9 protein-coding genes and 3 pseudogenes are annotated in these 13072 nt (G+C 65.9%); 6 read left to right on the forward strand and 6 right to left on the reverse strand.

Annotated elements, in window-relative coordinates:
• Positions 1-75 precede the first annotated feature (75 nt).
• On the forward strand, positions 76-1434 hold the full coding sequence (locus tag AB0A61_RS31685; protein WP_361299910.1) for a tetratricopeptide repeat protein: 1359 nt from the start codon (positions 76-78) through the stop codon (positions 1432-1434).
• Here the strand turns inward: AB0A61_RS31685 and AB0A61_RS31690 are convergent, their stop codons facing one another.
• Positions 1435-2622, reverse strand: a complete 1188-nt coding sequence (locus tag AB0A61_RS31690; RefSeq protein WP_361299913.1) for a hypothetical protein — start codon at positions 2620-2622, stop codon at positions 1435-1437. It abuts the gene before it with no gap.
• Positions 2623-2910: 288 nt separating this feature from the next.
• On the opposite strand from AB0A61_RS31690, the pseudogene AB0A61_RS31695 reads away from it, so the two are divergent.
• Both AB0A61_RS31695 and AB0A61_RS31700 read left to right on the forward strand, forming a co-directional pair.
• Positions 2911-3270, forward strand: a pseudogene (locus tag AB0A61_RS31695) (transposase); the annotation flags it as partial.
• Between the two features lie 377 nt (positions 3271-3647).
• Positions 3648-4148, forward strand: a complete 501-nt coding sequence (locus tag AB0A61_RS31700) for an NUDIX domain-containing protein (protein WP_361299916.1) — start codon at positions 3648-3650, stop codon at positions 4146-4148.
• A gap of 232 nt (positions 4149-4380) precedes the next feature.
• Here AB0A61_RS31700 and AB0A61_RS31705 read toward each other — a convergent pair whose 3' ends face one another.
• Together AB0A61_RS31705 and AB0A61_RS31710 are read right to left on the reverse strand one after the other, a co-directional pair.
• Positions 4381-9201, reverse strand: a complete 4821-nt coding sequence (locus AB0A61_RS31705; RefSeq protein WP_361299919.1) for a hypothetical protein — start codon at positions 9199-9201, stop codon at positions 4381-4383.
• Between the two features lie 897 nt (positions 9202-10098).
• Positions 10099-10623: pseudogene (locus AB0A61_RS31710) on the reverse strand (inorganic phosphate transporter); the annotation flags it as partial.
• A gap of 146 nt (positions 10624-10769) precedes the next feature.
• Here AB0A61_RS31710 and AB0A61_RS31715 point away from each other — a divergent pair.
• Positions 10770-11180, forward strand: coding sequence for a helix-turn-helix transcriptional regulator (locus tag AB0A61_RS31715; RefSeq protein WP_361299922.1), 411 nt, complete (start codon positions 10770-10772; stop codon positions 11178-11180).
• A gap of 9 nt (positions 11181-11189) precedes the next feature.
• Positions 11190-11606, forward strand: a complete 417-nt coding sequence (locus AB0A61_RS31720; protein ID WP_361299925.1) for a VOC family protein — start codon at positions 11190-11192, stop codon at positions 11604-11606.
• Between the two features lie 46 nt (positions 11607-11652).
• Here the strand turns inward: AB0A61_RS31720 and AB0A61_RS31725 are convergent, their stop codons facing one another.
• The 3 genes and pseudogenes from AB0A61_RS31725 to AB0A61_RS31735 all read right to left on the reverse strand — a co-directional run.
• Positions 11653-11814, reverse strand: a complete 162-nt coding sequence (locus tag AB0A61_RS31725; RefSeq protein ID WP_361299928.1) for a hypothetical protein — start codon at positions 11812-11814, stop codon at positions 11653-11655.
• A 144-nt stretch (positions 11815-11958) separates the two neighbouring features.
• Positions 11959-12180 (reverse strand): hypothetical protein, encoded by a 222-nt coding sequence (locus tag AB0A61_RS31730; protein WP_361299930.1) that lies wholly within the window; start codon positions 12178-12180, stop codon positions 11959-11961.
• A 26-nt stretch (positions 12181-12206) separates the two neighbouring features.
• Positions 12207-12419, reverse strand: a pseudogene (locus AB0A61_RS31735) (dihydrofolate reductase family protein); the annotation flags it as partial.
• Positions 12420-12457: 38 nt separating this feature from the next.
• Between AB0A61_RS31735 and AB0A61_RS31740 the strand changes: the two are divergent.
• A complete protein-coding gene (locus tag AB0A61_RS31740; RefSeq protein WP_361299933.1) occupies positions 12458-13009 on the forward strand; it encodes a TetR/AcrR family transcriptional regulator in 552 nt (183 codons plus the stop codon).
• Positions 13010-13072: the final 63 nt, after the last annotated feature.

The following is a 13072-nucleotide window of genomic DNA, read 5'->3' on the forward strand; positions in this document are numbered from 1 at the left end:
CGTCACGCACAGTGGGTACGGTGAGAGGCAGTTGAAGCGGTATACGCGGTTTACAGCTCCTGAGCGGAGGCGATCGTGGCAGCAGCGCCGAGAGGTCCCAACTCCCGCCTGCGTGACGTCATCGAGGCGATCGGCTGCACCTACGAGGCTCTGGCGAAGGACATCCGCCGCATCGCGGCCGAGAACGGCGAGATCCTCCAGACCAACAAGTCGGCCGTCTCCCACTGGGTGAACGGCACACGCCAGCCGACCGGCCGGACCGGCCAGTACCTCGCTGAGGCGCTGTCCCGCCGGACAGGCCGCCCCGTCACTCTGGTCGAGATCGGCCTTCGAGCACCCGAAACTACGGTGGCGCAGGAGCCCGATCCTGTTCTGGCCGCCACCGATCTGGGCCGTGCCGACGTCGAACGCCGCCGCTTCCTTGCCGTGGCTGCCTTCACCACGGCCGGGGTGGCCATGCCGCTCTTCTACGACCACGAGGCCACCGCCCGCATGCTGCGGGCCCGCACCGGCCGCTCCCTGGTCGGGATGGAGGACGTGGACGTCGTAGGGCAGATCACCGCGGCTTTCAGCGCGGCTGATGAACGGCTCGGTGGCGGCCACGGCCTGACCACGGTCACGGCCTACCTCGCCGACACCGCCGCTCCCATGCTCCGCGGCCGATTCTCGAATGAAGCGCTACGGCAAGCGGCCTTCGGTGCCGTCGCCGAACTCGCGTACCTCGCCGGGTGGAAGCACCACGACCTCGGCCAGGAAGGGGCCGCCCAGCGCTATTACCAGGTCGGCTACCAACTCGCCTGCGAAGCCGACCCACGCGGCCACGCCGCCTGGATGATGCGCGCCCTCGCCCACCAGGCACTGAGCCTCAAACAGCCCCACCACTGCGTCGACCTCGTCGAAGGCGCCCTCACCCGCGGCCTGGGCCACGTCGACGGCCAGACCGAGGCGCTGCTGCACATCACCCACGCCCGCGCCTACGCCGCGGTTGGCGCGAAGCCCGCGGCGGCCCGCGCCCTGCTCGCAGCCGAAGACGCCCTCCTGCGCGACGACGGCCCCCAGCCCAGCTACTCCCGCGTCAGCGGCCCGGCCGCCGGCACCGTCGCCAGCCACACCGCGCGCACCCTGACCGACCTCGCGGACCACATCGGCACCGAACAACAACACCGCGACGCCCTGGTGCGCTGGGACCCCGAGAAGTACAAGCGCGTCCACGCCCTCACCTACGCCGACCTCGGTGACAGCCTCGCCGCCCAGGCCCGCGCCGACGAAGCCGTAGCTGCCTGGTCACGGGCCCTGCTGTTGATGGAGGGCATGACGTCCGACCGCACGCGCAAAGCGATCACCTCGCTCCGCTCCACCCTCTCCATCTACCAGCGCCGAAAAGTGCCCGGAGCCGCCGAACTCGCCCGCCGGGCACGCGAAGCGCTGGCCTAATTAGTCCTGTTCCTCTTCTCGGTTAGACCGTAGTAGGTCACCCTCTACGATCTGGCGAATGCGCTTCCCGTACGGGTCATACCGGAAGGTGCCGCCGGGAGGGCTCAGCGTGAGTAGATCGTGGGCCACGACGAGCAGTGACAACAGAAGGCGGTTTACGTCGGAGGTGGACACCTCGGAGTGGAGCCCCTTGTTGCTCAGGTTATCCAGCCGATCAATCCTGTTCCCAAGATCTTCAATATTCGCCATGAGGAGCTGCCGCGTCGTGTCGGAGGTTACATTTTCAGCAATGTACGCCCACAGCCGATTTCGGTACTCCGCCTTTCCGACCTTCCGGCCATTGACCTTTTCATCGCGCGGCGGGTAGAGGCAGTCGGCGAGCTTTTCCGTGAACCTCCTACAAGAAAGGGAGACGTGCGCCAACCCCTCGGAAGACTCGTGATTCTCGAAAGCCTTCAAGGCCCCATGAAGCCGCTCCATCAGGTTTGGGTCAGCATCTGCGCACCTGATCAGCGTCTCACCGAGCGCAGATGAGAACTGACCCATGATCAGTTCATCTAGCTCCCCCAGCCTGCGAAAATCCTCCACGTCCCGAAAGGGATCAAAGATTGTCTCCCGCACCCCAGAGTCCTCCCATTGGACATCTGTGAAGATTCCGGAAGCCTTCAATTCCTTAAATTCACCGTGATCTCGGTTATCCTCGACTTCCGTCTCCCATTTGCGATGGAACACATAGAGGGAGTCTCCAAAGATTCGGAATCGAGTAGGCATCGAATTCAGGAAAATAACCATGTGCGAGGGCACAGACGGAATGATTTCAACCGCCCCCAGGTACCAGTCAGCCTCTCTCAGCCGTACATGCATCGCACGCGCATCAGCCGGGGTCAGGGAGTCAATCGCGATACCTGCAATCCTGGTGCTCCCTGCCTTCTCGGTCAATTCCGGGACGGAAAACGTGCTCCACACCGCCCAGCGCTCGCCAAGAATACTCTCCACCGCGTCGGAGATTTTTATCCTCTTCCCTCCTCCGAGGTCCCACAGGAGAAGCGTTCCGAGGCTGATACGAGCGTGTCGCCTATGCCTAGGGGTGGCGGCCGCATACGCGCGTAGTACGGATTCGCGAATGACCGGCCACCCCCACGCGCCACCGTCACTCCAGCTCTCATCCACAAGGAAGCAGACCCTCATTTTTCCCCTCGCTCCACGTCCATTGCCGCATACCGCCCCCAAATCATAGGACCCGTGGTGAATGTCCAGCCAGGCGTTTTACGAAGGCAGGCAGCCGCTCTTTAGCCTCGATCTTGCATGACGGTCCGCCGACGGAGTCGGTGGACCGTTTCGCTTTCTGTGGCCAACCTCGGGCTTTCATGAGAGATGCCGTCCGGCAGGTGGTCGGGAAAGAAGAAAGTGTCCCTGAGCTGCAACGATAGGACTTGCCGAGGGTCCTGTACGTGGTAGCGAAGAGGCACTTCCCAGGTAAAGAAAGCTAGCGGGTCCTACCCACGTGTCCGTGTCGGAAGTGGCGGTCGCGGGGTGGTTGCCCGGGCCGGTTCAGTGCTGCTCGTCGAGACGGTCCGCAAGTCCGGCCTGGACAGCGCGATATCGGCGTCGCTTGCGCCATGGCGCAAGCGACGGGCTGTACACGATCCGGGAAAGATCCCGCTGGATGTGGCCCTGGCCCTCGTGCTCGGCGGCGATTGTCTGGCCGACGTCGGCATGCTGCGGGCCGAGCCGGCGGTGTTCGGTCCGGTGGACTTCGACCCGACGGTCTCCCGTCTCGTCGACCCGCTCGACGCGTCCGGGCCGAACGCGCTCACCGCGTTCCGCGCCGCGCGAGGCTCGCCGTTGAGAGGTCAAGAAGCTCCGCTTGCGGCTGTTCTCCGCCGCCGCCCAGCTCGTCACCACCGGCTGCCGCCGCTGGCTCAGCTTTCCCACCCGATGGCCCTGACCGACCTATCACCCACACGACCGACAGGCACCACACCCTGCCAAACCCCGGCTGACCAGTAATTTCGAACGTTCCGACATCCCTCACCATCCCACCGACGAAGTGGAACCTGGCTCCCACCCGACACGAAAGCCGAGCCTCCAGCCTTCCTCAGCCTCGAAAAGGCCCCACCACACAGGCACAAAGCCCCGTCAGTAAGCTGACGGAGACTCATGAACGGTCGAGGCTAAGCTGCCCCCATCCGGCCGACGAAGGGACACAAGCCGTGGCTCAGCGGACCACCGACGAGCAGCCCAAAGCTCTGCCGCCCGCCCTCGAATCCATGACCCTGCTAGTCGCGGCCGTCATCGTCCACGACAAGGCAACCAACCGCGTCGTCCTCCTCCAGCGCAGCCAGAACGCCAAGTTCGCCCAGGGCATGTGGGACCTCCCCGTCGGTAAGAGCGAACCAGGCGAGCCCATCACCGAAACCGCCGTACGCGAGCTGTACGAAGAGACCGGCCTGACCGTGAAGCCGGAGGCCCTGAAGGTCGCCCACATCATCCACGGCGCCTGGGGCGTCGAAGCCCCAAACGGATTCCTCACGGTCGTCTTCGCCGCCCACGAATGGGTCGGCAAACCCGAAAACCGCGAACCTCGCAAGCACGCCCAGGTCCGCTGGGTCGACGCCGACGCCATCCCCGAAAACTTCGTGGACACCACGTCAAGCGCCCTCCACCATTACCTAGGGGGAGGCCCAGCAGTCTCCCTTGACGGCTGGCAATAGCAGCCGGACTATTTTAAGGGCATCCGTGCGCAATAGGCGTACGCCAGCCAAGGTCGTTCGCGCGTAATCAAGGAACCAAGGGCGTTTCCTCCCTACTCAATGCCATCGCGCGTTCCAGTCGCCGAATGCAAACCCTCGCGACTTGCTGCCCCTTGCTGGCGTGACATACCCGCATGATCGGCCATTCCCGCAGCCCGGAAGTCTCGCGAGAGATCGGGCAGGCCCTGAGTCATTACCTGCTATATGGCGCCAGTCCCTCGTTTCCGGCGACGACCAAGGAATCGACGAGCATTTGCCACTCGTCCAATTCACCGATTTCTTCGGCCGTCCTACGAATTTCCTTGAGCCAGTTGTTCGAGAGCCACGACCGCTTGACCGTGACACGTCCATCTTGAATGCAGAGGTCAGAAACCCAATGCACGCCACGGGTAGCCTGCACTTCCTCCGGGAGCTTCCGCAGGATGCCGATGAGCGCGTCGACGGACTGGGCCTCCCCGCGAGCAGTCGGCAGCCAATCGTCGATCGATTCGACTAGGTCCTCAGCGCGGACCCAGTCGACGGGTTCGCCGACGACCTCGTTGTACAGGCCCTGCGTCCACGGAAGAGGGTCCGGCAGCAGGGCAGCGGCAGCCCAATCGCCCCAATGATGGTCACGGTAGGGGCTCGAGTCATCATTTAGGTAGCCAATAGCATGGCGCAGCAACGACGGCCAGACACCTCGCGCAGCTTCAGCCAAGCGTTCGTTCTCTGCACCTGCCGCGGCAAGACCGTGGAGAAAATTCGACATCAGCCCTGCATCTGCGCGAAGGACGTCGAGGTGTTCGAGCACCGGTCCGGCGTCACCGTCCTTCGCGAAGCATTCGAGCAGGGCCCGTGCGGCGACAAGGGTGTGCGTCCCGCGGTCGTCCGCGGTCCAGCCCTCTTTCTTGTGCACAACCATGGCACGTCGCTCAACGTCGAGAAACGCGGCGAGGAGCGTAGCTGCGTCGTCGGTGCAACAGTGGTCCGCCGACGCAGCTGCCCCGAGCCCGCGAATGGCCGCGTCCAGAACCGCGATATCAACGCAGTCACCCGATAGTTCCTGGAGCCGTTCGGCAACGTCGCCAGCAATCTGGACATTCGGCCGTCGCTGACCGTTCTGGTCCCACGGACCGATTTCTGCGCCACGGGCGGTCTCAAGCAGCCAATTCAACGCGGTCCGGTGGATGCAAGAGTCGAAGTGGCACGGGGACCTCCAGACGACATCGCATCCACGCGCCAGGTACAGCCGAGTTTCCAAGGACGCCTTGCCTGCCATCACATGGCCGGCCTCGGCAACATCTTCGATCGAGCCGCTGGCTGCTTCCAGCGGCCCTGCCAGTGCGGGTGTGAGAAACGCCGGCAAGGCTTGAGCCGCAGCTCGGTCGGCACCAAGATCGAAGAACTGGTCTTCGTGACGTTGGTCCTCGGCCTCCCGGAACAACAATGCGATTCCGATGACGAACTCAGTTACGAACTGCTCTTCGTTGCCCAGCGCCTCCATATCACCAGCGGCGGCTCGTTCGACCGCAGCTCGAACGACATGGGCAACGGCGTCCACAGGCCGACTCGGCATCAGGTCTTCATCGGCTTCGACCAAGGCACGTCCTGCCGCCAGGTCCGCAGCGATCTCCTCCGACGAGGGCGGCACGTACTCGGCGTCGTGCTTGGTCGAGCCCCAGTACCGATTCTGCAGGCGCAGGCTGGTCTGCACGACCTCCTGGTGAGCCGCGTGCGCTTCTTGCGCTGCTTGCAGCTCAAGCGGTGGTTCGACCTCGATGTAGACCTCATCACCATGCTGCTTAACCCGATATTGCTCCGGGTCCAGGGTAGCGGCCCAGTTCTTCGTACGCTCCTGGCTAATGCCCAGCCGGTCGCCATTCTCGACAAGCTTGTCGGCGACCTTCTTCAAAGCCTGGGCACGCTCCTTCCCGCCGTGCACCATCAGCCACATGGCTACCTCACGCGGCGTCCACTGGCGACGTTCAAGGTTTGCGAGTCCTTCAGTTGCTGCACGCAGCCCTACGTACTCACTCGTCCTGCGGCCAAACTCCAGCTCCCAAACCACAGGTTCGGCGAGGAAAAGGTCGAGCTCGGTGCCGAGTTTCTCAATGTGGCGCACTAGCAGACCGAATAGCATCCCCGGAATCGCCAGGTTTTCGCAGCCGTTCAAGAGGGCCTCGACAACCAACCTCGGTGATGCCCCCTGACTCAACCATGTGTCAGCAAGACGTTCCATCGCCTGGAGCGCGCTCATAGCCGAGTATGGGCCAACTGACGTGCCCCGGTACCAACTCCACACGTGGCTGTCGCCGACGTACAGGCGGGCGGTGCCGTCAAGGTTCAGAACCGCACCGCGGTCTTCACCCTCTGCGCTATCCGTCTCGCCATCGGCGCTTTCGTCCCGGGCCCGGACAGGCCCAGCAAACGCGTCAGGTGACCTAAGCCGCGACAGCGTCGCTACGCGCGCCCGAGCACCGCTGTTCAGGACGTCGTTCAGCACCCGCACCGATGTCGGCAACGGCGCTGTCTGGAACAGCTGCCAGAACCCACCGAAGTAGTACTGGAAGAAGGGTGCTCCGAAACCGGTCCATCGGCCCTGATGCCCTCGGACACCCTCATCTCGGTGCCAGCTGGGCTGATCGTCGATGTAGTAGGCCGCCATCAACGTCGCCAATAGCTCTGGGTCTTTCTGCGCCAAGGCTCGGGCGCTCAACGGCGAGTCCACAGCCGGAGCCAGGAACGCTGGCGCATCGTCCGCGATGGCCCGAAGGCATGCTTCGGCGGCATCATCGATGTCCGGGCCGAGCAGGGCCAACGTTTCGACGAACTCTTCCTTCGTCAGGTGGTAATCCAGCTCGCGTCGGCGTCGCCGACGCTGCGACCTCCACCCAGACGGTATGTCCTCGCTGATTTTGCGTAGAGGGAACGAGTTCCAGTAGGCAACGAGACGGTCCCGAAGCCGGACTCGTAGTTCGTTGCCAGCCGTAACGTCCGCTAGGGACAGGGCTTGCAGCCAGTCCGCGAGCAGTTCGAACGACTCCTTCGACACGTCCCACGGCTTTTTGTCATCGAGGAGAAGTTGCACAACCGGGTTCGTGACCAGACGGTCGACCAGCCCGTTCGCCTTATGCCGCTGCTGAACAACTCGAACCACGTCGCCGAGCACCAGGCCGACCGCCTGATCCGTGCACGCTGACTTCAGGCATTCGTACGCGTATGGAGTCGCCAGAACCGCCTCAACCGGAACATCACTCCACCGGGGTCCGCGTGCTGCCGCGAACACCTCAAACTGCGAGCGCAGTTCGATGAACTTCCGGACGGGCCGAGCGTCCGGTGCTTTCAGTAGTCCCTCGCACGCAAGAGTGGTGGCCGACAGCGCCCACCGGGGCGCTCCCGCTGCCTGCAGCAACTCGGCGGGGCTCTGATCACGGACGAGAAGGATGGCGGTCGCGTACCGTCGGACTTCGTCATGTGCAAAGTCCGGCTGGTTCCGATACCGGCTCGGTGGCGCGAGCAGATGATCCCGACGCAAAATGTCGACCGCTGCGGCATCGACGCCTGCGCCAGGTCGACGGTCCTGGGGCAGCTTCATGGTCTCTGCGGCTACCGCGAGCAGTGTCTGTTCGCGTGCCTCCGCCGAGCCGACACCGGGCCGCCCATCGCCCCGCACAATCCTGCTCCACACCAGATCAAGGCATTCCCACTCACCCAGTGAGCTATCTGGCTCCGCCCCGGTTCGAGCCAGAAGATCCAGTACAACGGGCCTTCTCAGCAGCGAGTTCACGGGCAGGTCTCGCAGGACCGTACGCAAAAGCGGAAAGTGGTCTGAGACGACGGATATGTCCTCATCGCCCAACGGCCGCATCTCAAAAGACGAAATGGACTTCGGGAACCCCAGCTCCACCTGCTCCCGCACGAAACCCAGTGCCACGTCAGATGTCACCGCAACGAGCCCAACACCCGCCGCAGCCGCGGCCAGCACCAGGTCACTCAACAGGCCAGCAGACCGCTCCAGAGCAGCATCAGCAGCGTCGATGACCAGTACTCGAGAAGGTGCCGATATCTCCGCGAGCACGTCCTCCAGCGAAACCCCGAGCGCAGCTCGCAGCTCCAAACTCGACTGCGGCATGCCACGGAAGTTCACCACCGCCCCCTGGAACCCGGCGGGGTCTGCGGCTTCCAACTCTGCAACGGCCGACAGAGTCAGCGCACTCTTACCGATGCCCGACTCGCCAGATACCAACAAAGCCGAAGCACGGGTACCGGCCTCGCGCAGGGCATGAGCGAGTCGTTCGCGGCGGTCGGCGAACGAGATCTCGACCGGCCCTCCGGACGACTCATCACCGATAGTGGCCCGCACACCGGCAACGGCCAACTTGCGTTGCTCAGCAAGCACCGACCACGCGTGCCGACTTCGAGTCGTAGCCGAGTCCAAGACCACGTGAATGTCACGGCGGAGCACCTTGAGGTCCACCACAGCGCCAGTCGCGTCGTAGCGGGTTGCCTCGACCTCGAGACGGTCCCGGACCACCACCCCGTCGGCGGCAGCCGAGGCCACGCTGTCCAGCGACGTCGCGACCGCTGTGCGGTCGCCTTCGTCCGGGCTCTGAACCGCAAAACCGAGGATGTGCAGCCGGCCAAGCAGCCGCCACTCCAGCCGCAGGATCTCTTCCTGCGTTGTGTCGTCTTCGACGACCTTCTCGACCATCTCCAGAAAATGCTCATGCCGCTTACGCACCGGCTTGGACCAGCGGCGATCGACGTCCATGGACGCTTGGAACGACTCCGGGTCGGCATGAGCACGCGCGATGCCGCAGAGCGTTGCGAGCTGGTCCCACTGATCGGACCGACCGGCGGTCGCTACGGCGACCTGGTGAGTGTCGGCGTCGAACCTCTCGACCTCGGCGAGCATGGACCCGACGAGCTTCACCGTGTCGCCATGGCTCTGGACGAAGTTCGGCGTTGCTCGACATGCCACGGCAAGGATGACCTCGGCTGCCGCATCGCCGCATTCGATCAGAAGATCGTCCACCGGGTGCGCCGGACCGGTTTGGAACGACACCCTCCGGACCGGCAGCTCAGATACCTCCGTCCGTCGTGCGCCAGTCAACATGCCAGCGAGATAGACAGCCGCGACGCGGTGCGCAAACGAAACACCACCACCGCCGGTCGCATAGGTGCTCGATCCTCGCTCAGTTTCACCGGCTGCAGCGATGTCGCCTCCGACCGTCGCATCCTCGGGAGCAGCAGCGGGTCCAGATGCCGTTTCACCCCCGGGCCGAGCAGCATCCGGTGCAACAGACTCGTCCATATGTTCCTCGGTGGCATCGTGCTATCAGCGGCCGTACGGCTCACCGTAGCGGAGCGTTCAGAACCGTGCAGTGATATCGCATCCGTCCCGGCCCAGTCCGCACACAGTCCGCAGGACACCCGCTAACGACCGTCGCACCCCATCGCCACCAATCGCCAAAAGGCCAGGTCAGCGCCCCACAGGAAACATCCCCGCAGGTCACCGACCCGGCCCATTACTAGGAGACCAAGAAGGCCTGATCTCCGATCAGCCCTCTGACCTGCAAAGTCCTTACCTGCAGCGTCTGCGTCTCCCTGCCCGCACCCGATCCGCAGCCCGCCGAACACGGCGTCCATGACGGATCGGGTGCGGTCTTGTGTGCCCGGAGACGTCCAGAGCCAACGGGGCCGGACCAGGCCGGTCTTGGCGGGGCCGCCGGATGAAGCGGACCCCAACTTCGTTGCCACCGGCTGCTTCTGGCGCTTCGGATCAGGTCCGGATCGCGGCGACCGTCACGCCCGGCGCGATCAGTGCGACGCCGCCCGCGCCGCCGATCACCGAAAGACGTCGGCCCGAGACGGCGAGCCAGGTTCGGGCGGCTGAGGCGCCCAGGCCCCACAGGGTGTCGCAGAGGAGGTGCGACGCCGAGGCGATCTGGCCGAGCCGGAATCCCCCGGTCACCGACTCCCTGCGGGCCCGGTCGGTGAGCCGGTAGGCGAGGTAGGTGGCCGGCAGGGCCGCGAGGCCGGCGACCACGGGCGAGGCCACCGCCGGGATCAGCACCTTCTCGACGACCTTGTCGAAGTGCCCGCCGTCGGCCCCCGCGCCGACCCACACGGCGCCGATCAGTCCGCCGAACATGGCGTGCGAGGAACTCGACGGGAGCCCGGCAAGCCAGGTGAGCAGGTTCCACAGGATCGCCCGGACCAGCCCCGCGAAGATCATTCCCGGGGTGACGAAGGTGTCGTTCACGATGCCCCCGGAGATCGTTCTGGCGACCTCGGTGGACAGGAACGCGCCGCCGACGTCCAGAGCGCCGCTGATCAGCACGGCGACTTTCGGTTTCAGCGCACCGGTGGCGATGGACGTGGCCATCGCGTTCGCCGTGTCGTGGAATCCGTCGGTGAAGTCGAAGGCCAGCGCGGTGACGATGACGACCGCCACTCAGAACGTGATGTGGTCCATCCTCCGAGGCAGGCAAGCACAGGCCAATGCCCGGCGAACTGGAGGCGAAGGCTCCGTCGAAGTGAGGGGACCCTGCCTGCCCCGGTCGGGGCACGACGCCCCCGGCCCGTGTCATGCTGGCGGCCATGAGGCTTGACGACCTCCGCCGGCTGCGCCGTGCTCGCGACCGCATGGACCGCGAGTACGCCGAGCCCCTCGACATGGCCACGCTGGCGGGCACCGCGCTGATGTCGCCGGGCCACTTCCAGCGCAGCTTCCGGGACGCCTTCGGTCAGACGCCGTACAGCTATCTCATGACCCGGCGCATCGAGCGGGCGAAGGTGCTGCTCAGACGGGGCGAACTGAGCGTGACGGAGGTGTGCCTGGCGGTCGGCTGTACGTCACTGGGATCCTTCAGCTCCCGCTTCACCGAGCTGGTCGGCGAGACTCCGAGCGCCTACCGGGCACGCCCGCACGACGAGAGCGCGGTGATCCCGCCGTGCGTGGCCCGGGCTTTCACCCGCCCGGGGCGAGCGGGACCGCCGCCCGCGCCCTAGCGTGAGGGCATGGACCTCAAACTCCGCCAATGCTTCATCGCCGTCGACGACCACGACAAGGCGATCACCTTCTACCGTGACGTACTGGGCCTGGAGGTCCGCAATGACGTCGGTTTCGAGGGGATGCGGTGGGTGACCGTCGGATCGCCGCTGCAACCGGACGTGGAGATCGTCCTGGAACCGCCCGGCGCGAACCCGGACGCCTCCCCGGCCGACAAGGAGGCCATGGCCCGCCTGCTGGCCAAGGGCATGCTGCGCGGGGTCATCTTCACCACCGCCGACTGCGACGCGCTCTTCGACCGGGTGCAGGAGCACGGCGCCGATGTCGTCCAGGAGCCGATGGACCAGCCGTACGGGGTGCGTGACTGCGCCTTCCGCGATCCGGCCGGCAACCTGCTGCGGTTCATGGAACGCGCCGCGGGGTGAAGGTCCTTGGATCACCGCGAGTCCGCGGTGATCCAAACGACACCCCCTAGGGTGTACCGGGGTCGGCGTTCTGCCAGACGTGCGGCTCTGGCGGATGCGTGTCGTCCTGCAGCCACAGGGTGAGCCCGCCACCGACGGTCACCGCCAGCACCCACCCGGCCACGGCCCACCGCCACACCCTCTTGCGCCGTCCCACGGCATCCCTCACGCCAACGCCTCCCCGCCCGACCGGACTTCGCCGCCACGCTACGGCCCGCACGGCAGCGCCCGTCGCTTCCCGGCCGTCGGCCGGCCGGCGCCCGTCGCCTCTCCGTGTCGGCGGGAGTCCTGGCACGGCCCGGGCCGGGAATCGTCAGGCCCCTTCCGTCGGTCCGGGATCCTGCGCGGGTCGGGACGTCTTCGCGGGCGGTTCGCCGGGCCGGTCACCGGCGGGTTCGGCGCCCGCCCGGCACGCGGGGTTCCGACACGGCCCGGGCCCCCACACCGGAACCCAGGCCCCGAGGGTCTTGTGCCGCCGGACGACCGTCTGCACGGGCTGACCGCAGACGGGACAGACGTGTTCCTCACCGTCCATGCCTTCAGCGTAGGACCGGCGGGCTCTCAGCGCTCCCGGCGGTACGTCCGCACCAGCACGCCGTTGCCGAAGGTGCGGACCTCGTCGAGGCCGAACCGGGCGACGGAGAATCCGCTGCCGAACATCGGCATGCCCGTGCCCAGCACGACCGGGTAGGTCTTGACCACGATTTCGTCGATCTCGTCGGCCAGTTCGCCCGCGAGCTGCGAACCACCGCACAGGTAGATGCCCAACTCCGCTCGCGCGGGAGGGGGCGCGAGGGCTGACGTTCCGCGCGGTGGACACCGAGGCCGGGGTTCCCGTCGGCACCGCCTCGAACTACCTCACCAGCCGCGACGAACTGCCGCGCCAGATCGGCACCCGGCTGCGCGTGCGTCCCGCGCCCGACCCCGAGGTGCTCACCGAACTGCTGCAGCGGCCCAAGGACCGCTCACTGGTCACGGCGCTCATGCACGACCTGCTGGCCCGGGCCACCCGCGACCGCACGGACCATCTGGCGCTGCTGGAGACGCGTCTGGAGGCCACCCGGCGCCCGGAGCTCCGCGCCTCCTGCACCAGGTCCGTGCGCGGGGACCTGGAGGAGGCGATGGAGTTCCACCGGGCGGCCGGGCTGCCCGGCGGCGACGAGACCGTGACCGTGCTCTACCTCGCGATGCTCGGGCTGATCCTGGAGCACCGGACACTGCCGGGCGTCCTGGACGGCGTACTGCCCGGCGTGGAGATTCCGGAGGGCCTGGTGGGGCGCATCGTGGCAAGAATCGTGCCGGAGGCCCAGGGGGTGTCCGGCGGATCCGGCCCTAGTGTGATGCGCCGGAAATCGCACGCTTAAGTCTCTCGCTGATTCTCAGTGGCTGGCGGAGTGACCTTGGTGAGGTAGTCGGCGAGAGCTTTG

Origin of the sequence: Streptomyces sp. NPDC046197 (assembly GCF_040646295.1) — a bacterium.
Lineage (GTDB): Bacteria > Actinomycetota > Actinomycetes > Streptomycetales > Streptomycetaceae > Streptomyces.